General features: G+C 68.6%; 21 protein-coding genes and 1 tRNA gene. 14 read left to right on the forward strand and 8 right to left on the reverse strand.

The window, feature by feature from the left end; all coding sequences use genetic code 11:
- The first annotated feature begins 74 nt into the window (after positions 1–74).
- Entirely contained in the window at positions 75–935 is an 861-nt protein-coding gene (locus H4687_RS22750) for a bifunctional DNA primase/polymerase (RefSeq protein ID WP_050398397.1), read from the forward strand.
- A 33-nt stretch (positions 936–968) separates the two neighbouring features.
- Here H4687_RS22750 and H4687_RS22755 read toward each other — a convergent pair whose 3' ends face one another.
- Complete coding sequence (locus tag H4687_RS22755; RefSeq protein ID WP_046920417.1) at positions 969–1,178, reverse strand: antitoxin; 210 nt, start codon at positions 1,176–1,178, stop codon at positions 969–971.
- A gap of 316 nt (positions 1,179–1,494) precedes the next feature.
- Between H4687_RS22755 and H4687_RS22760 the strand changes: the two genes are divergently transcribed.
- Positions 1,495–1,710 (forward strand): hypothetical protein, encoded by a 216-nt coding sequence (locus tag H4687_RS22760; protein WP_046920416.1) that lies wholly within the window; start codon positions 1,495–1,497, stop codon positions 1,708–1,710.
- 228 nt (positions 1,711–1,938) lie between these two features.
- On the opposite strand, the gene H4687_RS22765 is transcribed toward H4687_RS22760, so the two are convergent.
- Positions 1,939–2,023, reverse strand: a tRNA-Ser gene (locus H4687_RS22765).
- Positions 2,024–2,554: 531 nt separating this feature from the next.
- Here H4687_RS22765 and H4687_RS22770 point away from each other — a divergent pair.
- The gene (locus tag H4687_RS22770; RefSeq protein ID WP_159026185.1) at positions 2,555–4,738 is read left to right on the forward strand and encodes an ATP-dependent nuclease; all 2,184 of its coding nucleotides are present in this window, start codon (positions 2,555–2,557) and stop codon (positions 4,736–4,738) included.
- A 315-nt stretch (positions 4,739–5,053) separates the two neighbouring features.
- On the forward strand, positions 5,054–5,587 hold the full coding sequence (locus tag H4687_RS22775) for an NUDIX hydrolase (protein ID WP_045558424.1): 534 nt from the start codon (positions 5,054–5,056) through the stop codon (positions 5,585–5,587).
- Here the strand turns inward: H4687_RS22775 and H4687_RS22780 are convergent.
- Positions 5,565–6,905, reverse strand: a complete 1,341-nt coding sequence (locus tag H4687_RS22780) for a tetratricopeptide repeat protein (protein WP_046916452.1) — start codon at positions 6,903–6,905, stop codon at positions 5,565–5,567. The genes H4687_RS22775 and H4687_RS22780 overlap by 23 nt on opposite strands.
- A 125-nt stretch (positions 6,906–7,030) precedes the next feature.
- Between H4687_RS22780 and H4687_RS22785 the strand changes: the two genes are divergently transcribed.
- From H4687_RS22785 to H4687_RS22805, 5 genes are all read left to right on the forward strand, one after another.
- A complete protein-coding gene (locus H4687_RS22785; protein ID WP_046916453.1) occupies positions 7,031–7,261 on the forward strand; it encodes a hypothetical protein in 231 nt (76 codons plus the stop codon).
- A gap of 245 nt (positions 7,262–7,506) precedes the next feature.
- Complete coding sequence (locus tag H4687_RS22790; protein WP_046916454.1) at positions 7,507–7,950, forward strand: glycine-rich domain-containing protein; 444 nt, start codon at positions 7,507–7,509, stop codon at positions 7,948–7,950.
- Between the two features lie 117 nt (positions 7,951–8,067).
- The gene (locus H4687_RS22795; RefSeq protein ID WP_404819315.1) at positions 8,068–8,862 is read left to right on the forward strand and encodes a protein kinase domain-containing protein; all 795 of its coding nucleotides are present in this window, start codon (positions 8,068–8,070) and stop codon (positions 8,860–8,862) included.
- Positions 8,863–9,526: 664 nt separating this feature from the next.
- Positions 9,527–9,979, forward strand: a complete 453-nt coding sequence (locus H4687_RS22800) for a PD-(D/E)XK nuclease domain-containing protein (protein WP_159026186.1) — start codon at positions 9,527–9,529, stop codon at positions 9,977–9,979.
- A gap of 445 nt (positions 9,980–10,424) precedes the next feature.
- Positions 10,425–12,380: a pentapeptide repeat-containing protein gene (locus tag H4687_RS22805; protein WP_046916456.1), complete on the forward strand. Its 1,956-nt coding sequence runs from the start codon at positions 10,425–10,427 to the stop codon at positions 12,378–12,380.
- 656 nt (positions 12,381–13,036) lie between these two features.
- Here H4687_RS22805 and H4687_RS22810 read toward each other — a convergent pair.
- On the reverse strand, positions 13,037–14,767 hold the full coding sequence (locus tag H4687_RS22810) for a trypsin-like peptidase domain-containing protein (protein WP_050398398.1): 1,731 nt from the start codon (positions 14,765–14,767) through the stop codon (positions 13,037–13,039).
- Between the two features lie 266 nt (positions 14,768–15,033).
- On the opposite strand from H4687_RS22810, the gene H4687_RS22815 reads away from it, so the two are divergent.
- The 3 genes from H4687_RS22815 (at position 15,034) to H4687_RS22825 (ending at position 17,920) form a co-directional block, all read left to right on the forward strand.
- Positions 15,034–15,843 carry a glycerophosphodiester phosphodiesterase gene (locus H4687_RS22815; protein WP_046913818.1) on the forward strand — a complete coding sequence of 270 codons (810 nt, stop codon included), beginning with the start codon at positions 15,034–15,036 and terminating at the stop codon, positions 15,841–15,843.
- Between the two features lie 307 nt (positions 15,844–16,150).
- Positions 16,151–16,780 (forward strand): ATP-binding protein, encoded by a 630-nt coding sequence (locus tag H4687_RS22820; RefSeq protein WP_063778510.1) that lies wholly within the window; start codon positions 16,151–16,153, stop codon positions 16,778–16,780.
- Between the two features lie 150 nt (positions 16,781–16,930).
- Entirely contained in the window at positions 16,931–17,920 is a 990-nt protein-coding gene (locus H4687_RS22825) for a DUF5926 family protein (RefSeq protein WP_046913816.1), read from the forward strand.
- Between the two features lie 277 nt (positions 17,921–18,197).
- On the opposite strand, the gene H4687_RS22830 is transcribed toward H4687_RS22825, so the two are convergent.
- Both H4687_RS22830 and H4687_RS22835 read right to left on the reverse strand, forming a co-directional pair.
- Complete coding sequence (locus tag H4687_RS22830; protein WP_046913815.1) at positions 18,198–18,884, reverse strand: hypothetical protein; 687 nt, start codon at positions 18,882–18,884, stop codon at positions 18,198–18,200.
- Positions 18,885–19,026: 142 nt separating this feature from the next.
- On the reverse strand, positions 19,027–19,692 hold the full coding sequence (locus tag H4687_RS22835) for a bifunctional DNA primase/polymerase (protein WP_046913814.1): 666 nt from the start codon (positions 19,690–19,692) through the stop codon (positions 19,027–19,029).
- A gap of 513 nt (positions 19,693–20,205) precedes the next feature.
- Between H4687_RS22835 and H4687_RS22840 the strand changes: the two genes are divergently transcribed.
- Together H4687_RS22840 and H4687_RS22845 are read left to right on the forward strand one after the other, a co-directional pair.
- Complete coding sequence (locus H4687_RS22840; protein ID WP_078907218.1) at positions 20,206–21,729, forward strand: PP2C family protein-serine/threonine phosphatase; 1,524 nt, start codon at positions 20,206–20,208, stop codon at positions 21,727–21,729.
- A gap of 159 nt (positions 21,730–21,888) precedes the next feature.
- Positions 21,889–23,370: an aminopeptidase P family protein gene (locus H4687_RS22845; RefSeq protein WP_404819286.1), complete on the forward strand. Its 1,482-nt coding sequence runs from the start codon at positions 21,889–21,891 to the stop codon at positions 23,368–23,370.
- Between the two features lie 255 nt (positions 23,371–23,625).
- Here the strand turns inward: H4687_RS22845 and H4687_RS22850 are convergent, their stop codons facing one another.
- Together H4687_RS22850 and H4687_RS22855 are read right to left on the reverse strand one after the other, a co-directional pair.
- On the reverse strand, positions 23,626–24,459 hold the full coding sequence (locus H4687_RS22850) for a triphosphoribosyl-dephospho-CoA synthase (protein ID WP_050398399.1): 834 nt from the start codon (positions 24,457–24,459) through the stop codon (positions 23,626–23,628).
- Positions 24,456–25,442, reverse strand: a complete 987-nt coding sequence (locus H4687_RS22855; protein WP_225966780.1) for a peptidase associated/transthyretin-like domain-containing protein — start codon at positions 25,440–25,442, stop codon at positions 24,456–24,458. Before H4687_RS22855 ends, H4687_RS22850 begins: the two co-directional genes overlap by 4 nt.
- Positions 25,443–25,786: the final 344 nt, after the last annotated feature.

Below are 25,786 nucleotides of genomic sequence, written 5' to 3' on the forward strand. Positions count from 1 at the left end.
AACACACCCTCGACGGCCGAAAGGGCACCCCGAACCCTCTTCCCTTTATCGAACATGCGTACGAACATGGGGGCATGGCCACCATAGACCGGCAGGCCGGCACCCTGGCCCTGGCACACGCCCTCTCCGCCGCCGAACGCGGACTGGCGGTGATCCCCCTCTCCCGCTCGAAACTCCCGGCCCTGCGCTCCCCGCACCGGGACGACCCCCGGCCCCGCCCCTGCCACGGCGAGTGCGGCCGTTTCGGCCATGGCGTCCACGACGCCTCCACCGATCCCCGCCGCGTCCGCGAACTCTTCTCCGCCGCCCCCTGGGCCACCGGTTACGGCATCGCCTGCGGCCTCCACCCCCACCACCTGATCGGCGTCGACCTCGACACGAAGTCCGGTACGGACTCCTCGGCGGCCCTGCGGGAACTGGCCCTGCGCCACCTCTTCACGATCCCCGAGACGGTCGTCGTGCTGACCCCCAGCGGCGGACGCCACATCTGGCTCACCGGCCCGCCCGACGTCGTGGTCCCCAACTCCGCGAGCCGGCTGGCCCCCGGCATCGACATCCGCGGCGCCGGCGGCTACCTCGTGGGCCCCGGCTCCCGCACCGACCACGGCGTCTACGGCACGGCCCCCGGCACCTGGCACCTCCCCCCGGCCCCCTGCCCACCGGCCCTGCTCCGCCTCCTGCTGCCCCCGCCGCGCACTGGCCCCGCCGGCGCGGCCACCGACCACGGCCACGGCCTGGTCCACTTCGTCCTGACCGCCCACGAGGGCCAGCGCAACACCCGCCTCTTCTGGGCCGCCTGCCGCGCCTACGAGAACAATCTGGGCCCCGACCTCACGAACGCCCTGGTCGAGGCAGCCGTACGCACGGGCCTCACGGAACGGGAGGCCCGCTCGACGGTGGCTTCGGCGGCGCGGATGTCGGGGCGGGGCGCGTAGCCCTCGGTCGCGCGGGGCTACGCCCCAGGCCCCCTACCGGGGCGGTTCCTCTCGTCCGGCATCGCCCTGCCCGGTCTGCTCCGAACCCAGCTGCTGCCTGAGTCTCTCCTGCGCGGAGTCGACCTGCCCGCTGTACTTCCCCTGCGTGCGGCCGTCGACGTAGTCACCACCCTTGTCGACACCCTTCCCGGCCTGCTCCTCGTGCCCCTTCAGCATCTGCTTGAGCTTGTCCATCACAGACATGGCGACTCCTTCCGCGATTCACACGGTCCCCACCAGAATCAGCGCCACGCCCCGCCCCCGCATCTCGTGGCCCCGCCACGACTCACGAGCTTGCGGGGCAGCCGGTCCGTCGTGTCAGCCCAAGCCCGCTCGGCCCGCTCGGCCCGCTCGGCCCGGCATGAACGCGTCGGCCGACGCGGAGAGACTGGCCGAAGGACGACCGTCAGCACTCCTATCCCGAAGTTTCCCGCCGCGAGCGCCCACAGGTGCCGTCTCGACGAAGACGGATCAGTAGCAACTCTGTGCAGCTACAGCGTTGGCCTGCCACGATCAAGCCGTGGCCAACCTGTCGAAAATCCCGGATCGGCTGGACGCCGTCATGGACCTCATGGGCCCGGTGATCGGCGTCGTAGCGCTGGTAGCGGGCATGGCGACCTACCGCGGTGGTGGATCCGCGGGCTGGCCCCTGCTGGGAGCGGCCCTACTCGTGATCAACACCCTGGTGGCCTGGCGCCGACTCTCCGGGCGCCGCCGCCCGGACGTCTCGCCATAGCGACGCCACACGGCAGTACGGATCAGAACGTGCCCGTGCCCCTGCCATGCCCGGCCCCCGGCCCCCGGCCCCCGGCCCCCGGCCCCCGGCAACTGGCAACTGGCAACTGGCAACTGGCAACTGGCAACTGGCAACTGGCAACTGGCGGGAAACGACAGTGGTTTGACGAAGTACGCGCAAGAGAACGGCCCCCGACCGATTGACCTGGTCAGGGGCCGTTCACCTAGGCGGTGGGTGTGGGATTTGAACCCACGGTGACTCGCGCCACGACGGTTTTCAAGACCGTTCCCTTAGGCCGCTCGGGCAACCCACCCGCGCCCCGGCCCACCAGGCCCGGAGCGGGTACAGCGTACCGGGCGCGGACGGTGCTCGGGGGGCGTGGTCCAGACGGGGTCCACTGGATCCGTTGAGCAGCACCCCGTCCCCGGTCCCGCGCTGGCATGCAGTAGTCCTCTGCCGGCCGCGGCCAGGCTCGTCCTCCTGGAGCACGACCTTCTGATCCGTAGGATCGGGCAGGTCCTCGCAAGGAGTGGCGACGGCCTGTCGGCTCGATCGTTCAAGGTAGCGATCATGTGGGTTCATGTGCCGTCGGCGCCGTCACAGTTGCCGTCACCTCTATGAGCTTTCGCCGCACCGTTCGCCTGCTTGAGCAGGCTCAACCGTAGGGCTGGCGGGCAGAGGCCGCACAACCCGCCCCGCCACGGTGCGCACAAATAACCGCAAATGGAACTTTCCTCATATAACCGCAAAACGCCTACAGCGAGACACTCAGGTCTATAGGTTACTTCTGCTGCCACACCAGCAGCAGCAAAGCGAAGAGGCCACAGCAACATCAGGGATGCACATGCAGATCACAAAGATTTCCATTCAGAATTTCCGTGGCATCCGGGAACTGAGTATCCCCATGGCGAACTTCAGCTGCATCATTGGCGAAAACAATGCTGGCAAGTCTTCGATTCTGCAAGCACTCGACATCTTCTTCAACAATCCCGGACTCCGAGACAGTGACTTCTACAGGAAAGAGGAGTCGATTCGAGTAGAGGTAACCTTTGACGAGATCAAAGATGAGGACCTGGGCCGCCTCACCGATGAGCATCGGTCTCGCATTGCTGAACACGTATCCGAGGGTCGACTTTCACTTTCTCGCCTCTACTCGCAACCGGGTAAGGGCGTATTACGCATGGTTGCACCCATGCCGATCGACAAGAGGTACTGGCCTGATGCAATCACGGAGGTAACAGCAAAAAAGTCAGGCCAAGAGCTTCGCGCAAATGCAGTTTTCCATATTCCAGACCTAGCCGACGTCCTCCCGCCCCGCCCAACACAGAAGCAGGTTCGAGAAGAGGTTGAGAAGCTGATCGCAGCACTCCCCGCCGATCAGAAAAGGCCAGATGACGTCCCCCTCGTAACAGGCATGGATAAATCCATCCATGCACTACTTCCTGAAGTGATCTACATTCCGGCCGTTAAGGATCTCTCTGACGACTTGAAGACCGCCGAGACGGCTTCTTTCGGCAAGTTGATCGGAATTCTGTTCAATACAATTAAACCCAAACTGGCTAACATTGATGCACTATTCAGCACGCTAGAGAACCTCCTCAACGTCACTGAGGTCGATGGCGTAGAAGTTGACGATCGCCTGAAGGATGTAATTACGGTCGAACGCGCGGTCGAAAAGAATCTTCAAGAAGCGTTCCCTGAAACATCTATCAGGATTGAAATTCCACCACCCGATCTCAAGAGCGTTCTGAACAACGCCCAAATCGCAATTGACGATGGCGTCCGAAGCGGGTTCAAGAGTAAGGGAGACGGCCTCCGCAGGTCTATCACCTTCGCAATTCTCCGAGCATACGCCGACATGAGAAGCCAAGAGCGAATGTCCGATTCGTCGATGGCTCCGCGCCCTTACCTTCTACTGTTCGAAGAGCCTGAGTTGTTCCTCCATCCACGTGCCCAAATCCAGCTCTTCGAGGCACTGAAGGTGTTCGCCGCAGACAACCACGTCATGGTGAGCACACATTCTTCAGCGTTCTTTAGCCCACAGGCCACAGGAACCTTCGTAAAGCTAATCAAAGATCGCTCGGCGACGCCACCTTGCGCAAAGGCATTCCCTGTCGATTTGTCAGACCTTCGCCTAAAAGATCAGTTCCAGATGGTAAGGCAGGAAAATAATGATGCTGCTTTCTTCTGCGAATCGATCCTACTGGTTGAGGGCGACAGCGACCACATCGTCATTCCCCATATCGCCCGCACGCTAAATCCCGCTTGGGACTTCGCCAAAAAAAGTGTGGCAATTGCTCGGGTGGGTGGAAAGCACAACATCCAGAGGTACCGATCTTTCTTTGAACGCTTCGGTGTTTCTGTTTCCGTTCTGGTAGACCTTGATGCCCTCACAGAAGGGTTCGATAAACTGGGTGCATCAGACCCCGCCACTAAAATGCGTAATGAACTGATGCAAGACGTGGGCAATATGCTGACCGGCACTCATGTCAGCGGCGTCGATCTTTCCGGAAATCAGCTCCGGAAAATCAAGGAGTCGCCCACCATCAAAGAGATTTGGTCCGAAGCGAAAAAACAGGGGGAGCTTTTCAACTCTCGCGAGTGCACATGGGAAGATCTGAGGGATGCAGTGGATAAATTCTTCCACCAAGTGGTTACCCGTGACGCACGTTTGCAGGTACTGAAAGAGCTCCATGACGGACCCATGGCCGATAAGCATAAATTGGTCATCGAAGCCCTCCGGAAAGAGGGGATCTACGTTCTTTCAAAGGGAGCAATTGAGGCCTACTACCCTCGCCCTGCAGCGGGCGATAAGCTCCGCGCTGCACAAGAATACTGCGATGAGCTCACCGACCCTCATCAGATTCGGCAGCTCGTAAACACAGATGGAGAAAGCGGAGACTGCGAGTTTGATCTAATCTTCGCCAACTTCTTCGGTGAAAGAGTTCTGACGCATCGACGCTCTTCCCCTGATTTGACTAGTTCACCAACCTCCGAAATCAGCGCCCCGACCAATGTGGATAGTTGAGGCGCACAACGCTTGTCGTAGTGACCGCTGAGATACGGTCGCAATCAGCTGAGGTGAGAAAGCATCGTGTATCCGTTGCACCGGCTGTGCGCTGAACGGGCGATAGCAAAGTCGCAGTTGGAGAACTGTGCTTGATCAGATGCCAGATCGGTTGCTTCTACACGGTTGACCTGCCTGAGCAGTGAACTGAATGGTCGCTGGCAAGGAGCGGTGCTCCTTAAGGTCATCTCGTCAAGTTGACACGAAGAGAGTCAAACTGGCGCCAGCACTCGGTCGGTCTGAGATCCTGGAGACCGATCGAGAGGGGCCGAAGGCATGGAGTGGAAGACCCACGGTGAGCGGCAGATCTACACGAACAAGTGGGTGAACCTGTGTCTGGTCGACGTCCAACAGCCTGACGGGCGCAGGTGGGAGTATCACGTCGTTCGCCTCCGGCACCTGGCCGTGGCCGCCGTGGTCAACGACCGGCAAGAGGTGCTGATGATGTGGCGGCACCGCTTCATCACGGACTCGTGGGCCTGGGAGTTGCCCATGGGCCTGGTCGAGGAGGGCGAGTCGCCTGAGGAAGCGGCGGCCCGCGAAGTGCTGGAGGAAACGGGCTGGCGGCCTGGACCCATCAAGCCCTTGATCTACGCCGAGCCGGCCAACGGCATCACCGACTCTCAACACCACGTCTTCCGCGCGGACGGCGCGACCCACGTCGGACCGCCCACCGAGAAGAACGAGTCAGACCGGATCGAGTGGATCCCGCTCAGCGAGGTGCGCGCAATGATCGACCGACGCGAGATTGTCAGCAGCGGAACCCTGGTTGGTCTTCTCTACCTGCTCATGGATGAAGCGATCCGCTGACCGGTGGGAGCGTCGCCCGTAGCCGTGCCTCGAAGGCCAGGGCTACGGGCTCCTGCCTGTGCGGGGCCAACTGGTCGTAGAACTCCCTGAGATGGCCGGACACTCGCTCGGAAGCCACCGCCGACGCGGACTCCAGAGCCTGCGTGGCAGTGCCGCACGCCTGGTCGAGCTTCCCTTGGTCCAGCTGCGTACGGGCCAGCCAGAATGCGTGAAACGCCCGGCCGCGCTGGTTGGTGAGGGCCTCCCGACGCAACGCGTCCGCGATCAAGGGTTCAGCCGTCGCCGCCTCGCCCAATCGGCCGTGGGCAATGCCCGTGTCCACTATGAGCTTCAGTTCGTCGAAGTAGGTCACCCACGACGGGTCCGGGTCGCTCTCCTGGATCTGCTCGAACTGGCGGTGCGCTTCCCCGATGGCCTGGTGCGTCGCCGTATGACTGCCGAGCGTGGCATGGGCAAATGCCTCCCGCATGGAGAGCATCGACAGAACTCGCGGTGTCGTGCCGAAGGCTGAGCGGGCCTGGTCCTGGGCGGCGGTGACGAGTGCCAGGGAGTCCGCGGGCTTGTCCTGGTAGGTCGCCTGCAAGCTCATGCACGCAAGCACGTTGGCCATGAACTGGCGGTCGTCGATCTCCTTGGCCAGTTGCAGGGCCTCGGTGAAGTAGGCGCGGGCCTGGTTGTACTGGCGGGCGTCGAAGTAGGTCCAGCCGGTGAGGCGTGCCAGCTCGGCCGCGATCCCGTACAGGCCGTTCTGGATGGACGGCGGGCGGCTCTCCTTCAGCAGGCCGACCACGTAGCGGAGCTGGCCGACGACGGCCGGCCTCAGTGCCTCGCCGCCGTGCTGGTCGTCCCGACGCCAGTAGTCCTCGATGGAGGAACGGAACGCTTCGAGCGTGGCTGGGCTGAGGGTGGTCCGCGTGGCCAGCGCCAAGATGCTGTCGACGTCCGGGCCCGGAAGAGACGCGGCTGACCGTTCCTCGGTCTCTGGCACTTGAGGTGCCTCGCGCTCGGTAACCGCGAGAGCCTGCGGTGTCTCCCAGGGACGCCGGGCAAGTCCGAGCATGCCTCCTGGGATGCGCAAGCCGTCCGAGATTCGCTCGATCACGTCCATGTGGAGCAACTGGCGGCGCCCGGCGATCACTTCGCCGACCCGGCTCGGAGTCAGGTCGCAGCGCCTCGCGATCATCGACGGGTAGATGCCCGCTCGGGTCTTCACCAGCCGGAAGACTCGGGCGAAGTCCCGCACCCGGCACGCGCTGATCATCTCGGGGTCGGTGAGCAGCCTGGCAGGTAATTCCTGCGGCCGGTCGGCGTCGGGCATCGGGCCAGCTCCCACACTGCGAGGGCTACGCAACGTCGCGGATTCTCTACTAGCCGCGATATTACCCAAGTTGGGTAATCAGCCTGGCCTTTTGGCAGGGGTGCCCTGATCGCGATGCTCCTCTCATGGCGAGCAATCAGCAGACCAGACCAGGCATCAGCGAGCTGGCGAAGGACCGTGCCACCGGACGCATCGGGGTCGTCATGGGTGAGGTCGGCGGCCGTGTGCAGATGCGGCCGGTCCGTGGCGGCAGGGAGTGGGATGCCATGCGGGACGACGTGGAGGCGCTCAGCGCGCGGGAGGAGCTGAGCGTGCGTCTGGCCGCGAGGAACGGCAACAGCCGGGTCGGGCTGTGATGCGCGCCGTCGGCCGGTACGCCGGGGTCCTGTTCATCATCTGCATCAGCTGTTCGTGCGGATTGGTGATCGGTGTGGCCCTCGGCACCGGCCAGTAGACCGGCCGCCCCGGACGGGTGCCGTTACGGCTCCCCCGTCCCCGTTCGGGGCCGGCCTCCAAGCCCGCTCGCGATGGTCTTCGAGCCTCGCTCGGTGATCGCGACGGCAGGTAAGTGCCCTGCACCTCTCACACCAGGAGACTGCACATGACGGCAACAGCGAACGATCAGAAGACCGGTCGCGCGGTGGCGGGTGAGGAACTGTTCCAGAGCCTCACTCACTTCGTGATCACCCACAACGGGCAGTCGCCCGAGCGTGGCGAGCGGATCGCGGACCAAGCGGTCGCGTTCGTCGTCACGGCTGCCACCGCCACCGTTCCCATGGTCCCGTCCGACGACGTGGACCTCGGCCTCCACGCGCTCATCCTGCACACGAAGGAGTACGCCGGGCTGTGCGAGCAGTACGCGGGCCGCTTCCTGCACCACAACCCGAAGCCGGGCGGTGGGGCACGCGACCCTGAGAAGGTCGCTGCCTCGGCTCACGCCATGAAGGCGGCCGGGTTCATGGTCTTCGACGGCCTGTGGACCGTGGACGGCACGAACCTCGCGCAGTGCGACTCGGACTGCGGCCGACCCTACGGTCAGGACTGACCCACACAACAGCGACGCGACCGGCCTCGAATCGAGGTCGGTCGCGTGCGCCTGGAAGGAGAAGAGACGTTGCCCGGCTCAACCGCTGAACTGCCGATCGTGGTGCTCGACGCGCTCATGCCCACGGCTCAGCGCCTCGTCGTCAACCGCCGGGGCTCCACGGTCTGGGAGGTGGAAGGCAATCGGGGCCACTACGCCGTGAAGCTCGGCCACCCGATCGAAGCCACCGCCGACTGGGCCGCCCAGCCCTGGACCGCGCTCGCGCCGGCGCGCGAGGGCGCCGTACTGCACCGACTCGGCCTCGACCTCGACGCGATCGCCTACGGCGAGTGGGAGCGCGGGACGTGGAACTTCCAGCCGTGGCGCGAAGGGCCGGACCTGTACCGGCTGTGGGAACCCTGCCGTAAGCCGGACTCATCCATCGCGCCGCACACCAGCGTCGCCCTGGGGTGCGTCGAAGCACTGGCGGAACTGCACGCGAAGGGCTGGGCACACGGAGACGTGCAACCCTCCCACTTCATCATCGGTCCCGACCGGACTCATCTGATCGACCTCGCCCTCGCCCGTGGCGGAAGCGTTCCCCAGGGGTACGACTTCCCGTTCCGCGGCTGCCTCGTCCACTACGAAGCACCGGAGATCGCCCGCAGCGTCCTCGCCACTGGGGAAGCCGAACCCACGCCGGAAGCGGACATCTACGCCCTCGGCGCGTCCCTGCTCATCTCCGCCACCGGCTGGCGAGCGGTCGAGTACCCGGACGACGCTCCTCGCCCCGTGCAGCGAGAAGCCGTGGCCAACGGCCGACGCCGCCCCGCAAAGGCACCCGGTGAGCTGGGCGAACTGATCGAAGCCATGCTCAGCCATGCGCCCGAGGACCGGCCGACGATCTACGAGGTGGGTAAAGCCCTGAGCTGATCCCCAACCCTGCTCGCCGTCGTTGCTCGTACGGCGGCGGGCCGACAACAACAGACCGGACCACCCCTCAGCCTGGACAGCATTCCGGGTGGTCCGGTCGTGGAAGCCCTGATCAGGACCCCGGTGCCGATGGTACCGGGGTGGTCGGCGTGCCCGGATGCGGGTGCGGCCACAACCTCGGCTTCCTGTTGTCGAGTTGGAGAGGGCCACTGGTGAAGTCCCGTCGAGGAACGCAGTTCTGGCCTCAGCCACCGAAAGTCAGCCACGACGGCGGGCGCGCCGAACGAGCACCCGTCACGTGTGCCTCCAGCAACCCCGTACGGGCCTCAGCCACGCTGCCCGAATACGTCACGGACCGTGCTCCCGTCTGCCTGGGCGTTGTGAACGTACGGACGGCACTCCACTCCGCTTCGTGCTTCTGGTGCGATACGGCGGGTGGTGGCACGGTGCGCTCGTCACCGGGGCGCTTCGGTCTGCTCCTCGCGCTCGGGACAGTCGGGTTGCTTCCTGCTCTGGCGGTTCGTCTTGGTGGTGTTGCGCGCTGAGCGGCCGGGGGCCGCCGCAGCGGTGGCGGAGACAGGGAGCGGCGGCGGCCCGTGGCCGCCAGCGCGCGCGGACCGCCGTAGGCGGGCCGCCTTGATTCGCCGGTGAGAATATTGACGCAGTGGCACTGGTACTGGCCATGGGAGACCGGGTGCGCCCCGTGATGCGAAGCCTGAGCGTGCGGCCTCAGGGCGTTCCACTCGAATTCAAAAACGAGTACGATGACCAGTATCTTTGCCGTGCTCTGCTAGTTCAGTTCTTCGACGACGTTCGGGATGAAGAATATGTCCCGTCATATGCTGGCGGGAATTCGCGAATCGACTTTCTGATTCCTCGATTTAAGCTCGGAATTGAGCTGAAGCACACTCGAAATGGCCTCAAGGATAAAGATGTGGGCGAACAGTTGGTTATTGATGTGGCCCGCTACTCCGCACATAAGTCGGTCAGTCACCTGATCTGCCTGGTGTTCGACTATGGCGGCCATCTGAGGAACCCGCGAGCGCTCGAAGAGGATCTGCGGCGTGAGGTAAGTTCCCCCGAAATGGCGGTGACGGTTCGGATTTATGATCGGTGATTTTCTGTCCTTTGACTCTTGTCAGTCCACTGCTTAATCCCGGCGCTGGTGTCTGCCCTACTGACTTGATGGGGTGATGTCGGGGCCGTTCGCCTAACAGTCGGCGGTCGGCACCGCGGGTGAGTGAGAGGTCGGTGAACGGTGACATCGGGCCTGGCGTGAGCGCGGAGAGCCGGGCTGCTCTCGAAAACTCTCCGGGCCAGCCCCGGCTCAGCCATGCCCAGGTCGACCGGCTGGAGCGGTTATCTCGGGGGTCGAGCGGGGTGTCAGGCATGTGTCTCTCAGCGCACTGTGCCTGACAGATATCTACGGGTTGTTCAGGCACGTACGGCATGTTCGCAACGTGGGAACCGATCCCCGACGCTGCCCATCAGCGTCGTGCCTGAACCGTTCCCGTCTCCGAGCGCGTCCATACGGGCACCCCACACCGTGGAGCCGCCGCACCATGAGCACATCTGAACCGCCAGCCTGGCCGCACTGCGCACACGGCGCAGACCCTGCTGCCGACCCCTTTGGTTGTCGCGGCATCCACGTCTCCGGCCACACCGCGTGCCTCGCCCACCTGTCCGACGCCGACCGCGACGCCTACCTGGCGGGCCTGGCTCCCGGCGCCAGCATCGACCACCGGGGCACCACCTTCACCGAATCCCTCCTCAACGCCTTACTCAACGCCCTCCGTAACCCTGCAACCGGTCACCCCGACTTAGGCGACGCCGGGTTCGAGGCGGCAACCTTCAAGGACGCCGCCGTGTTCGACTCGGCGACCTTCGAGCGCGCCGCCGTGTTCGACTCGGCGACCTTCAAGGGCGACGCCATGTTCGACTCGGCGACCTTCAAGGGCGCCGCCAGATTCGAGTCGGCGACCTTCAAGGACGACGCTTGGTTCGGGTCTACCTTCGAGCGCGGCGCCGTGTTCGGGTCGGCGACCTTCGAGCGCGGGGCCGTGTTCGGGTCGGCGACCTTCGAGCGGAATGTCTGGTTCGACTGGGTGACCTTCAAGGGCGCCGCCTGGTTCAACTCGGTGACCTTCAAGGACATCGCCGGGTTCGAGTCGGCGACCTTCGAGCGCGCCGCCGTGTTCAGGTGGGCGACCTTCGAGGGCCCAGCCGTGTTCGCGGACGCGACCTTCGAGGGCGCCGCCGTGTTCAGGTCGGCGACCTTCGAGCGCGCCGCTGTGTTCGAGTCAGCGACTTTCGAGGGCGACGCCGCGTTCGCGGAGGCGACCTTCGAGGGCGTCGCCAAGTTCGGGGAGGCGACCTTCGAGGGCGACGCCGCATTCCCGTCGGCGACCTTCGTGGAGGCCGACCAGTTCGGGCCTTTGGTGTGTGCTGGGCGGGTTGTGCTGTCCGGCGCAAGGTTCGGCGGCCCGGTGACCCTCTCATTCGCTACGCGCCGTCTGGAGTGCCGTCGCACCCGCTGGTCATCGACCGCGGAGATCCGCCTGCGCTACGCCACAGTGGACTTCGCCCATGCGGTGTTCGAGTACCCCCTCACGATCGCCGCCGAGGCGGATCCGTTCGTGCTCACCAACGGCCGACAGCTCACCGAAGATGCTGTTCCGACCCCGCCCGACCCCGGCGTGCGGATGGCGTCGCTGCGTGGGGTGGACGCGGCCCACCTGGTCCTGGCCGACCTCGATCTGTCGGGATGTCTGTTCGCCGGCACCGTGCACCTGGACCAGCTCCGCCTGGAGGGCTCCTGCATCTTCGACACGGCCCCGCCTGCCGTGCACTGGCGGCGCTGGCCGCCTGTGCGGTTCACCGAGCGTCGCGTCCTGGCCGAGGAGCACCACTGGCGCGCGAGCCGGCCGGGGGCAGTGCGGGGCTGGAACGTGGCGGTCCTCGGCGCCGGGCGGACGGGGCCGTTGCAGCTGGCACCGGTGTATCGGGCGCTACGCAAGGCCTTCGAAGACGGCAAGCACGAGCCGGGAGCCGCGGACTTCTACTACGGGGAGATGGAGATGCGCCGCCATGCCGATGACATCCCCCGCGGTGAACGGGGGCTGTTGACCGTGTACTGGGTGCTGTCCGGCTATGGCCTGCGCGCCTCCCGGGCCCTGGCCTGGCTGGGTGCCGCCATGTGCCTGACCGTCGTGCTGCTGATGGCCTTCGGCCTCGCGAAGGACACCCCGAAGCACACCGCGACCGGCACCGTCCCGGCCGACGGGGGCAAGGTCACCTTCGAGATCGACAAGGACGATCCCCAGAACCCCACCGGCAACCGGTTCACCGGCGAGCGATTCGAGAAAGCCCTCAACGTCACCCTCAACTCGGTGGTGTTCCGCGCCTCCGGCCAGGACCTGACCACCACCGGCACCTACATCGAGATGACCTCCCGCCTGACCGAACCCGTCCTCCTTGGCCTGGCCGTCCTCGCCATCCGCAACCGCGTCAAACGCTGACGGCCCTGCCCAGGCCCGGCCAAGCCCACTGAACGGTTCGACCGAATCGTTCCCGGCTCCGTGCCTTGCTTGCCTGCACCATTGATCATGCCTTTGAACTGCACAAAAAGCCTTCGCCCTCTAGATAAGCCGGGGGGAGTTGGCGCGTGGTAGTTCCGTAGCAGCGCGACCTTGTGCCCCAAGTGCCATGCGCTCACGACTCGGGTAAAAACCGGCACGAACCCGCGGCCTTCTCCGCGGAGTTGGCGACCGACTGCACCGCAGCCACTAGGCGGGCTGGCCCGCACATGCCCCAAGGCGCCTGGTGAGAGACCTGGTGCCAGCAGCGATCTGGTCCACGCCTGGTCCACACGCACTGATCCACACCGCGACAACGCCGGATCAAGGTGAGACAGCCGCACGCAGAAGGGGTGCCCCTCAGCGAGAGGCACCCCTTCTGACCAGCATGTCTATGACCTGCGGAGTGGGCGGAAACCGGGCCCACGGAGACGCTTTCGCGTCCTCACGTTTTTCAAGACCGTTCCCTTAGGCCGCTCGGGCAACCCACCCCCCGCGATCACCGGGGTGGTCGCGCGGGGACAAGAGTAGCCGGTCAGCTGGGGCGGGGGTGGGCCGGATCGGGGGTGGCGGGTGGGTCGGCCGTCGGCCGGGGTGGGTCAGCTGTCGCCCTCGCGTTCGCCCAAGGTGACGTCCGCCGTGCGGGTCTTGCCGTCGCGGGTGTACGTGAGGGTGACCTTGTCGCCGGGGAGGTGGGTCCAGATCTCGCCGATGAGGGTGGGGCCGCTGTCGATGACGTGGTCGTCGAGCTTGGTGATGACGTCACCGGGCTTGAGGCCGGCCTTCGCGGCGGGGCCGTTCGCGGTGATGGAGTCCGAGCCGCCCTCACCGGAGTTCGTGATCTTCGCTCCGCCCGTGCCCTCCTCCAGGGAGACCGAGGCGCCGATCACCGGATACACCGGCTTGCCCGTCCTGATCAGCTGCTGGGCCACGTTCTTGGCCTGGTTGATCGGAATGGCGAAGCCGAGACCGATGGAGCCCGCCTGGCCGGAGCCGAAGCTGCCGTTGCTGGCGGACTGGATGGCCGAGTTGATGCCGATGACGTTGCCGCGGGCGTCGAGGAGGGGGCCGCCGGAGTTGCCCGGGTTGATCGACGCGTCGGTCTGCAGGGCGCTCATGTAGGAGGCCTTGCTGCCGGAAGAGCCGTCGCTGGAGGCCACGGGGCGGTTCTTGGCGCTGATGATGCCCGTCGTGACCGTGTTGGAGAGGCCGAAGGGCGCGCCGATCGCGATCGTCGAGTCGCCCACCGCGACCTTGTCCGAGTCGCCGAGCGTCAGCGGCTGGAGGTTCGAGGGGGCGTTCTTCAGCTTGATGACCGCCACGTCGTAGCCCTGCGCGTGGCCGACGACCTCCGCGGCGTACTTCTTGCCGTCCGGGAAGGTGGCCGACACCTTGCCGCCGTCGACGGCCTCCGCCACCACGTGGTTGTTGGTGACGATGTGGCCTTCCTTGTCGAAGACGAAGCCGGTGCCCGTGCCGCCGTCGCCGTCGCTGTTGGACGCCTCGATGGTCACCGTGCTCGGCAGTGCGGAGGAGGCCACGGCTGCGACCGTACCGGCGGCGCGCTTGACGTCTCCGCCGTTCTGGGAGGCCGAGACGGTCGTGGAGCCGGTGGAGTTGTCGTTGCGGTCGGCCAGCGTGTAGCCGATGCCACCGCCGACACCGCCCGCGACCAGCGCGGCCACGAGGATCGCGGCGATCAGACCGCCCCGCTTCGTACCCGCCGGCTTGGGGGCGGGCTGCTGCGTCTGCTGCCACGAGGAGCCCCAGCCGCCGTCACCGGGACCGCCCGCGCCACCGGCGCCACCGGGTCCGGAGGCCGCGCCCGTGTCCGCGTACGCGCCACCGCCGTGGTCCGCGTACGACGGGACGGCCGGGGGCGCCGGAGGGGGCCAGGCGGCGTCGGGCGCGGAGGACCCGGCCCCGCCGGGAGCCTGTCCGTAACCTCCGCCGTACCCCTGGCCCGGGGCCGCCGCGTAGCCGGGCGCCCCGGCGGACACCAGTTCGGGCTGCGGCTGATGAGCGGCCGGCTGCGGCGCGGTCGGGTACTGCGCCGTCGGCTGGTGTCCCACCGGCTGCTCGGCCGTCGGATGCTGCGGCACCGTCGGCTGCACCGCGGTCGGCCCCGGCTCCGGGGCCGTCGGCGGGAGCTGGGTCGTCGGCGCGTTGTCGGCGGCCGTTCCGGCAGCCGGCGCCGGGGCGGGGTGCTCCGCCGGGGCCGCGCTCGGCTCGTGCGCAGGGGCCGGCGCGGAGGCAGCGGGAGTGTCCACCGGCACGGGAGGTGCGGACGGGGCCGGGGGTACCGGGGTGCCCTCGTTCTCGGTGCTCACAGCTTTTCTCCTCGATCCACGGCTTCGGCTGGTCGGCGGTCGACGTCGGCGGTCGACTGTTCTTGGTCGCACGTCGGACCGTGCGCAAGTTTGTATGGGGTCAGCTTTTCCCACGAGCCGTCAGGGCACCATAAGCGGTGCCTGTGGGTCCGGGACCATCCTTTATATAGGATCTATTGGACTAATGACGCGTACTGTGCGTACGAACCAGGTCGTCCACGGTCACCACCCCCACGCGTACCCCGTCACGGTGGCACCATGACGCGGTGACCCACGTACGACAGCTCCCGATTCAGGTCGTCGCCCACCGGGGGGCCTCCGAGGCGGCCCCCGAACACACCCTTGCCGCGTACAAGAAGGCGATCGAGGACGGCGCGGACGCCCTCGAATGCGATGTACGGCTGACGGCGGACGGCCACCTCGTCTGTGTCCACGACCGGCGCGTCAACCGGACGTCGAACGGCCGGGGCGCGGTCTCCGCGCTGGAGCTCGCCGACCTCGCGGCCCTGGACTTCGGTTCCTGGAAGAACGGCGACGAGGCCCCCGACTGGGAGGTCACCCCCGAGGACCGGGCCGACACCTCCGTCCTCACCCTCGAACGCCTGCTCGAACTCGTGGCCGACGCGGGGCGCCGGGTGGAGCTGGCCATCGAGACCAAGCACCCCACGCGCTGGGCGGGCCAGGTCGAGGAGCGGCTGCTGGTCCTGCTGAAGCGGTTCGGGCTGGACGCCCCGGCGACGGCCGCCGAGTCGCCGGTACGGATCATGAGCTTCTCGGCGCGCTCGCTGCAGCGCGTGCGCACCGCGTCCCCCACGCTGCCGACCGTCTATCTGATGCAGTTCGTCTCCCCCCGCCTGCGCGACGGACGGCTGCCGAACGGTGTCCGGATCGCGGGCCCCTCGATCCGGATCGTGCGCAACCACCCCGCCTACATCGAGCGCCTGAAGAACGCCGGCCACCAGGTGCACGTGTGGACCGTGAACGAGCCCCAGGACGTCGACCTCTGCGTCGAGCTGGGCGTCGACGCCATCATCACCAACCGCCCCCGCGCGGTGCTCCACCAGCTGAGCCGCTGACCGGGGTCCCCGGCCCGGACCCACCTTCGCCGCCCCACCGAGCGCACGGCCTCCCACAACTTCGAACACACCGATTCCGACAGCTTCCAACACCGCGCTCGGGACGGCTCCGAACACGCCGCTGTTCACACCTGCGACCACCTCGCCGACCGCCGTCGCCGTCCCCGCACGGCGCTTGACGGAGGTAAGAATTCCGCCAAGGCGGCCGGACCATGACTGGGGACAAGTCGGCATATCAGGGACGAAATTCAGCCACTCGGCTACGGGGAGTGCACCGGCGCGTTCGGTCCGTGTTCGATCGTCGCGAGTGCGCCAGAGCACGTGTTCCGGCCGGTTTCCAGTCCAGTCCCATGGGGCATTCACACCGTGGCGTGGGGCGAAGGAGGTCTCGGGGGTGGCGTTGGTGGTGGCACAGGAGGTGCCCACGTCGTCGAGCATGGCCGTACCCCATGGCCCTGCGGGCGTGGGGAAAGCGAGGCACCGGATGCGCGATCAGTTGCGCGACGGCGGTGTGGCGGATTCGGTCATCGACGACGCCCTACTGATCCTTTCCGAACTGCTCAGCAATGCCTGCAAACACGGCAGACCACTGGGCGACGCGCTGGCCGGCGACGGCGACGTGCGCTGCGCCTGGCGCATGGATCCCACCGGACGGCTCACGGTCGAGGTGACGGACGGCGGTGGTCCGACCCGCCCGGTCCCGTCCACGCCCTCGGTCACCGCACACGGCGGCCGCGGGCTGAACATCGTCACGGCGCTGGCCGACGACTGGGGCGTACGCGACGACGCCCGCGGCGAGGTCACGGTGTGGGTCGTCGTCCAGGACGACATCTACCGCGCCCACCGCCGGGACGACTTCGCCACCCGCGTCGTCGCCCCCACGGTCTCCGCCGTTCCCGACCTGGACTTCGTGGACGCCTTCGACGACCTGGACTGAACCGACGGTCGGCGGCAGGCGTGCACATCCCGGCCCGAACCACCGGTTCCGGGACGACTCGGTGCGTTGTCCACAGGGTCCCGTCGGGCGTCGTACGAGCGGCTAGGCTCGCGCCAGTACGAGACGAGCCGTGATCGGGAGACACCCACGATGGCCAAGAAGCGACCCCACACGAAGGCCAAGCGCCCGCAGGGCACCGGCGGAGTCGGCGCCGCAGGCGCCGATGGGCAGGTTCCGGTTGTCGGCGCGCGCGAGCAATGCCCCTGCGGCAGCGGCCGCCGCTACAAGGCCTGCCACGGCCGGGCCGCCGCCCAGGCGGTGACCGAGCTGGTGCAGCGCCCCTTCGAGGGCCTGCCGGGCGAGGGCGACTGGATCGCGCTGCGCGAGCTGGTGCCCGCCGCCACCGTCGAGCTGCAGCTGAAGGACGCGCTCCCGGAGGGCGTTCCGTCGGTGACGCTCGCCACCGTCCTGCCCATGGCGTGGCCCGCGCTGCGCCGCGACGACGGCTCGGTGCTGCTCGGCCTGCAGAACGACACGTCGTCCGGCGACATCAGCCGCGACCTCGCCGACACCCTCCAGCGCGCCCTCGTCGCCGACCCGGGCACTCCGGTCCAGGGCCGACGCGCCCCGGCCGACGGACCGCGTCTGCAGGACCTGCTGGACCCCGAAGGTGAGTTCGAGCCAGTTGTGCACACGGGCTTCGAGTTCTGGGTCCCGGACACGGAGAACACCACCCCGGAGGTGACCGCCTCCCTGGAGCGCGCCAACTCCGCGGCGATCCCGACTGTGAAGCTCGCGGGCGTCGATGCGGCGTACTGGTGCGAGACCCCCGACAAGAACCATTTGCGATGGGTCATGCCGCACGCCGAGGAGCGGCTTCTGGACGCCCTCGCCCGGCTGCACGCGGCGGGGCGCTCCAGCCTCGGCGAGGGCACCCGTCTGGTCGGTTCCTTCCGTGCTCACGGCCTCACCGTGCCGGTCTGGGACCTGCCCACCGGGGTCGGCGCGGACGACGTGGAGAAGCCGGCGGCCGAGTTCGCCGAGCGGCTCGCCACCGCCCTGGCCGACGAGTCCCCGCTCACCCCGGACGAGCGCCGGGCGCGCGGCGGGCTCACCAACCGGCAGGTCACGCTGAGTTGACCCTGCGCGTCGGCGCGGACCGCGTGGGCGGCCGGCCGAGTGTGCTCGGGATGTGGTGACTCCTGTCACAACTCCCCTACGTGACAAGCAAATTCGTGTCCGAATAGCCAAGACCGAATTTGCGAAGCGCCGATCTCTTGTTACGGTTTCATTAGCCCGGTTGCTGGTGCATCCCCCGTCGCCAGCAACCGGGTCTTCTCATGCCCGGGTCTCTTCCGGGTCCTGCCCGGGGTCCTGGGCGCCACCGCCACACCGACCCCGCTCGGCCTCAACGCCCTTATGAACGGCCTGAGTTGCTCCCTGAGCGCAGCAGCAGCGGTCCGTCGCCGTTCGGTGCCGCGAACTCCGCCACGGCCGTGTACGCCCCCATGACGCCCCGCGTGCGCTCCCTGGGCGTCTCGCACGCCCCGGGCTCGTCGTGCGCGCCCACGGCGCAGTACATCCGTACGGTGTGACCGCCGGGCGCCATCATGCTGAGGACCGAACTCAGCTCACGCCCGGTGGCGTTGCGGTAGTACGTGCGGGCCCAGGTCTGCTCGCCCTGCGTGAGGACGCACGTCTGCGCCTCGATGCCGTCGGGGGAGGTGAGTTCGGGGCCGCAGCGGGTGGCCGTGGCGAGTCCGATGCCGAGCAGCGGCCGCGAGGAGCGCTCGGTGCCGTCCTTGTCGCCGGCATCACCGGCATCACCGACGCCGCCGCGGCCCGCCGCCGTTCCGTCCGGCGCACCCGAACCGCCCGCCTTCTGATCGACGTGTCCGGAGGACTTCTCGGCGGCACCTGCCGACCCGTCGGCGGTAGGGCCCGGGTGCGAGGAGGGAGACCGTGCGGACGTGAGGGCGCGGTCGGACGTTCGTACGTCGCCGAGGGGGCCCGCGGCGGCGGCGAGGGGCAGGCCCAGCGCGACCGCGACCGCGGCGGTCAGTCCCGCCAGGCGGAGCCGGTGCGGATCGGGCCCGCCGCGCACCGGCTCGGGTGCTCTACGGCTCCGGGGCGGGGGAGCGCTGTGGCGACCGCGCGGAGGGGCCCCGCGGCCCCCGGGAAGACGCTGCATGTGCGGAAGATAACGACCGACCGGGGGCACCCGGTCCCGCGCGCGCCGGGCGCGCTCAGAACTCGGGCGCGCTCACACCCGTACGAGTGAGGGCGTCGACGACCGCGTCCACGACCGCCTCGACGTCGGGCACCCAGGGCGCGGCCGAACCGGGCAGCGGGGCCCGCTCCCAGCGGATCACTCCGTGACCGGTCTCGGAGGGGGGCAGTGCCAGATAGCCGCCCTCGCTGTGGAAGCGGAGCGAGCCGGGCACGAAGTCCTTGGCGTAGAGCAGTTCGCCCAACTGCTCCATGGAGTACGGCGCGACGAGGATCGCCCAGCGGTGCGGGGCCGCGACCACGGGGCCGAGGCGCATGCCGGTGCGGTCGAGCGCGGCGAGGGCGCGGGAGGCGGCCAGGGCCGGCAGGCTCACCGCGCAGGGGGCGGCGCCGCCGGTGGCCAGCACGATCGGTGCCGTCGGCCGGTTGCCCCACCACCAGCGCACCATGCGCTCGTCGGTGGTGGCGGCCAGCAGGCCGGGGTCGAAGGGGTGAGCGCCGGGCACCACGCAATCCGGGTCCGGGCAGCCGCAGCGGGCACGGCCCTGCGGGTCCGGCGCCACTCCCGGGAGTACGGGCCACTGCCATTCCGTCGCGAACGTCAGGGCCTGCTCAAGTAGCTCGGGCCTCCCGCCGTTGCGCCTGGACAGGAGCCTGCGTCGCTTTCCGGGGATCTCGCGCATGAGCGCTCGTCCTTTCCGTTGCACGCATGGCAACACCGTGGGTCACATCACAACATGTGTCGTTCACTGCACTGTGCGTACCTGCTGGCGCATCACACCCCTGTCGCGGACAAGGGGAACCCCTGCGGGCCGGGCTCGGTTACGTCCGCGTCCATCGCTTGCGTCGACTTGCGTCTGTCAAAAGCATGGGCATGGCGTAGGGGTGGCGGCGCCTGGCGTTTTGCCGTCTCGCGTGTGCTCGCCGCCTCCGCCACGGGAGGATGGGGCTCGGTCGTCGGTGGATAGGACGCCCGGGTCCGTCGCCAGGTTCCGGGCGACCTCCGCCACCCCTGGCCTTCACCGAGTACGTACCCATCACGACCGCTGTGACGCTCTGTTGAACAAGGCCAGTCGACCTCAATACACCGTTCACCACAACACTTTTAAGCCAACTTTCCTTTTCCCGAAGGTCTGGACAAGAGGTTGACGGGTGTCCAACAAGGCCTCACGGACACCAGATATCCCAGCAGGACAATGCTGGACATCCCCTCACGAGTGCGTGTACATGTGGAGAGACTGCTAGCGGCGCAGAATGACATGGGGGTTTGCGATGCTTTTGAGCAATACGCACCGGTCGGAAAGCCGGACACCATGAACGCCCCTCACCCTCCGAAAGTGGCTGGAATCGATTCAACGGTTCCCTCCCCCGCACACACTGTCGCGCCCGCGCCCGTCGCCCCCGGTTCCCCATCGGCCCCTCCCGCCACAGGACCGGGCACCGCCCCCGGGGCCGTTCTGCAGGACAGACTCGCGGGCTGGGTCTCGGACCTCACGACGCTGCACGAACTCACCGAACGCCTGACCCGCACGGACTCGCTCGACAGCGCGCTGGAGGAGACCCTGCGCGCCGGAGCTGCCCTGGTGGGCGCCCGCCGCGGCCTCCTCGTCCTGGAACCGGCCGGCGGAATCGGTCCGGACACCACCGTCGGCCTCGGGCTCGGCCGCGCCGACCTCGGGCACATCGAGACCGTGCCGCGCAGCTCCCTGCCGTACGGCCGCATCCTCGACGGACTGCCGGGCGGGGACGGCGAGATCGCCCAGCCCGACCTGTTCGCCGAGGACGGACTCGACCCCCGCCACCGCGAGGTCGCCGCCCGGCTCGGATACGCGGCGAGCTATGCGCTCCCCCTGTCCAGCGAGGGCGCCGGCCGGCTCGGCGCCGCCGTCTGGCTCTACGACGAGCCCGCGGAGCCGGTCGAGCGGCAGCGCCACCTCGTCGGGCTGTACACGCGCTACGCCGCCGAGCACCTGGCCCGGCTCGTCGAGGTCGAGCGCACCCGCGCGTGCATGGCGACCATCGCCGAGGAACTGCTGCCCTCCCGGCTGCCTCGGGTCGCCGGCGTGCAGCTCGCCGCCCGGCACCGCACCGGACCGCGCGGCGGCGGGGACTGGTACGACGCGCTGCCGCTGCCGGACGCCGCGCTCGGGCTCGCGGTCGGCTCGGTCACGGGGTCGGGGCCCAGCGCGATCGCCGCGATGGGACGGCTGCGCGCCTCCCTGCGGGCGTACGCGGTGATGGAGGGCGAGGACCCCGTCGCCGTCCTCTCCGACCTGGAGCTGTTGCTGCGCCTGACGGAACCCGCCCGCTCCGCCACCGCGCTCTTCGCCTACGTGGAACCCGCCCTGCGCAAGATCACCCTGGCCGGGGCCGGACACAGCCCGCCGCTGGTGATCGGCGAACGGCGCACCGAGTTCGTGGAGACCTCGCTGTCGGCGCCGCTCGGCATGCTCGCCTGCTGGGAGGCGCCGAGCGTGGAGCTGACCGCTCATTCAGGAGAAACCGTCCTGCTCTACACCGACGGCCTCCTCCAGCGCACCGGCGAACCCGTCGACCGGGCCTTCGCCCGCCTCCACGCGGCCGCGGCCTGCGTCCCCCGGGCCCTGCGCACCGACCCGGGCGCCATCGCCGACCACGTCCTGCGCACCGTTCTTCCGGAGAGGCTCGACGCGGCCGACGGCACGGAGGACGTGGTGCTGCTGGCGGCGCGGTTCGAGTAGGCCTGCCGCGCCTTCCTCGGGTGCGGGACGGCGGTCCCTCGCGGCTGCTTGCCGTGAGGGACCGGTGACCCCTCGTGAGAGGCGTTCCGGCCGCCCCGGGCCCCCGGCGGCACGACCGTACGATGGACGCGGTCCAGTGCCGTACCTAGGAGGATGACCGTGGCGGACGAGCTCGAACCGGTGACCCCGGAGACCGAGGCGACCGAAGCCGAGGAGCCCATCAAGCAGCGCAAGAACGGCCTGTACCCGGGCGTGTCCGACGAGCTGGCCGAGAACATGAAGTCGGGCTGGGCCGACACCGAGCTGCACGGCCTGGAGCCGATCGCCCAGGCCGCGGAGACCGCCGCCCGCCGCGCCGCGCTCTCCGCGCGCTTCCCCGGCGACCGCCTGGTCATCCCCTCGGGCAACCTCAAGACCCGCTCGAACGACACCGAGTACCCCTTCCGGGCGTCGGTCGAGTACGCGTACCTCACCGGCAACCAGACCGAGGACGGCGTCCTGGTCCTGGAGCCGACCGGCGCCGAGGGGCACGAGGCGACGATCTACCTCCTGCCCCGCTCCGACCGGGAGAACGGCGAGTTCTGGCTCTCCGGCCAGGGCGAGCTGTGGGTCGGCCGACGGCACTCGCTGACCGAGTCGGCCGAGCTGTACGGCATCCCCGCCGCCGACGTCCGCGAACTCGCCGACAAGCTGCGCGAGGCCACCGGGCCGGTGCGGGTCGTACGCGGGTACGACGCCGGCATCGAGGCGGCGCTGCACGACAAGGTCACCGCCGAGCGGGACGACGAGCTGCGGGTCTTCCTCTCCGAGGCACGGCTGGTCAAGGACGCGTTCGAGATCGGCGAGCTGCAGAAGGCCGTCGACTCGACGGTGCGCGGCTTCGAGGACGTCGTACGCGTGCTGGACAGGGCCGAGGCGACCTCGGAGCGCTACATCGAGGGAACGTTCTTCCTGCGCGCCCGGGTCGAGGGCAACGATGTCGGCTACGGCTCCATCTGCGCCTCCGGTCCGCACGCCACGACGCTGCACTGGGTCCGCAACGACGGTCCGGTCCGTTCCGGCGACCTGCTCCTGCTGGACGCGGGCGTCGAGACGCACACGTACTACACGGCCGACGTCACGCGCACCCTGCCGGTCAACGGCACCTTCAGCGCGATCCAGAGGAAGATCTACGACGCCGTCTTCGACGCGCAGGAGGCCGGTATCGCCGCCGTGCGGCCCGGCGGCAAGTACCGCGACTTCCATGACGCCGCGCAGCACGTTCTCGCCGAACGGCTGGTCGAGTGGGGGCTCGTCGAGGGGCCCGTCGAGCGGGTCCTGGAGCTGGGCCTCCAGCGCCGCTGGACCCTGCACGGCACGGGTCACATGCTCGGCATGGACGTCCACGACTGCGCCGCCGCGCGCGTCGAGTCCTACGTCGACGGGACGTTGGAGCCGGGGATGGTGCTGACGGTCGAGCCCGGCCTGTACTTCCAGGCGGACGACCTCACCGTCCCCGAGGAGTACCGGGGCATCGGCGTCCGCATCGAGGACGACATCCTGGTGACGGAGGACGGCAACCGCAACCTGTCCGCGGGGCTGCCGCGACGCTCCGCTGAGGTTGAGCTGTGGATGGCTTCGCTGAGGGGTTCGCGGGACTGAGGGGCCGGTTGTGCGTTTCTTGTTCGTCCGCGGGTGAGTGGGGGCTGGTCGCGTAGTTCCCCGCGCCCCTGAAAGCCCAGACCCCCGCAGCCCTGAAAGCGCGGCGGTGCCGGGCCGGAAAAGCAGTGGGCGCAGCCCCTGCTTCTCAGGGGCGCGGGGAACTGCGCGACCCGCCCCCACCGGACCCGCGGATGAGGGTCGAAGGGGCGCGGCCCCTGGGGGAGGGACGGGTAGGGGCGGCGGGGGCGAGGAACGCTATGCGGCCACCCTCGCGGCAGCGACAGGCAGCGCGTCCACGAACAACGCGCCCGCCAGCAGCGACGCACTCCCGCGAGGACTCCACCCCCGCTCCCGGAGATCCGCGTCGAGCGCCATCAGCGCCTCCCGCCCCGCGCCCGTCGCCGTACCCCCCGCCTCGATCACCGCCCGGGCCCCGGCCTGCACCCGCCGCAGCCCCTGCGGCCCGGCGGTGTACAGCAGTTCGGTGTCCTGCAGCGTGGACATCACCGTGAGAAGCGCATCGAGACGGGCCTCCCCCTCCCGCGCGCCCGCGACGCGCGCCCCGGCCAGGGCGTCCAACGCCCGCCGTACATGGGGAAAGCCCGCCCGGGCCTCGCCCCGGGCACCCGCGGCCCCGTACGTGGCGGAGACCGACGACCCCCGCGAGGGGCGCCTGGGTGCCCGGCGGTCGGGGTGGGCGGCGATCCTCTTGGCGATGGCGGCCAGTTCACGCCCGCGGGCGCCGGGCTCCATGGCGGCCGCGGCGACCAGCAGACCCAGCACCCAGGTGGCGCCGCGATGCCCGCCGCCGGCGCGTCGCATCGAGTGCTCGGTGCAGCGCCCGATCGCACCGAGTTCGGCCCGGAGTCCGGGGGTGGGGGCACCGTTGCGCCGGGCGCAGGCCGCCATCGCCGCGAAGCCGGGCAGCAGTGCCTTCGCCGACCAGCGCAGGGTGCGGTGGTCCTGCCGGGTCGCGCGGGCGCCGAGGTCGCGCGGGTCGGGCAGGCCGGGCTTGGGGGTCAGTTCCAGCTGCCGGGTGAGCGCGGCCACCGCGGCCCGCGCCAGCGTCTCGTCCTCGCGACTGCTCATGGGCGCACGCCTACGAGGCCACCCCACGAGGAGCCGGTGGCGCCGTCGCTCGGGGGGTCCGCCGGGGGCTCGCCCGAAGGGGGCGTACCGCCCTCGCCGCCACCGCCGCCCGCGCCGGTGTTCTCGGCGTCGGGGTCGATGCCGAGGGTGAGGGAACCCCGGTGACCGCGGGCCGGGTTCGCCTTCTTGAGGGCCTTGAGGGCCTTGAGGGCCTTGAGGGTGAGCAGGCCGCTGGAGGCGCCGCCACCGTCGTGGACCATGTCGTCGCCGAGGTTGGTGCAGCCGCCGCTGTGCCGGGAGCACGGCTCCAGCGTGAAGACCTCCTGGGCGATCTCGCCGTCGAAGAAGAACTGGCCGGTGAAGTCGACCTTGCCGCCCTCGTAGGTGCCGTCCTCCTTCTCGCCGCCGGTGTCGGCCTTCACATGGATGTGGCAGGTGCGCGGGGTGGACCAACCGGGGGAGACGGTCTCGAACTTGACGACCCCGTTCGCGTCGGCGATCTGACATCCGCGAAGGTACGTGGCGTCGGCGGCGGTCGAACCGTCCTCGCTCTCGGCGGGTGCCGAACCGCCGGGATTCGCGGTGGTGCAGCCGGAGAAGTAGCCCCAGGCGTCGCAGTGCCAGATCTCCACGGCCGCGCCGGTGACCGGGGCGCAGCCGTCGGTGGCGTCCACCACGGTGAGGCGCAGCGTCAAGGGAACACCGCTCTTGCCTTCGGTGATGTCCTTGCGGACGAGGGCGCCGTCCAGATGGCAGGGCCCCTCGGTGACGCTCGACATCAGCGTCATGCACGCGCTGCCGGTGCTCGTCCCGGACGCCGTGACGGTCACCTTGGCGCTGCCGGTGTTCCCGTCCGCGAACGCCGACTGATACCCGGTGGCCACCAGCCCGTCGGCGGCGACCGTCCCTCCGGTCACCGCGGGAGCACGGCGCCTCGTGCTCGTTCCGCTCGTGCGGTGTCCCGCTGTGTGGTTTCCCGTCATGGCCCTGAAGTTAGGGGCGCACTCCGTCAGGGGGCTGAGGTCCGGCTGTGCGGTGGCTGAGAGTGCGCGGCGGTCCGCCTCCGGCGCCGGAACGGGGTCTGTCCTCCGCCCGGCCGCCGCGCCGGGAGCCGGAAACCGGAAGCCGGCGGATGAGACGGTTCTCACGTTTGCCGTCCCGCATACGGACGAGGCTTGTGTTGCCGTTCGAAGCACTGGCGGTGTCGGCTATGTTCTGGTCGCGACCAGCAGCTGACCGAATATTCGGCGCCGTCGGCCCGGTCGGCCGCTCACTTCTTCTGCGGCCGGCCCTTGAGTGAGAAATTCCTGTCGGCAACCGCTTCATC

The organism is Streptomyces stelliscabiei, assembly GCF_014873495.1.
Lineage (GTDB): Bacteria > Actinomycetota > Actinomycetes > Streptomycetales > Streptomycetaceae > Streptomyces > Streptomyces bottropensis.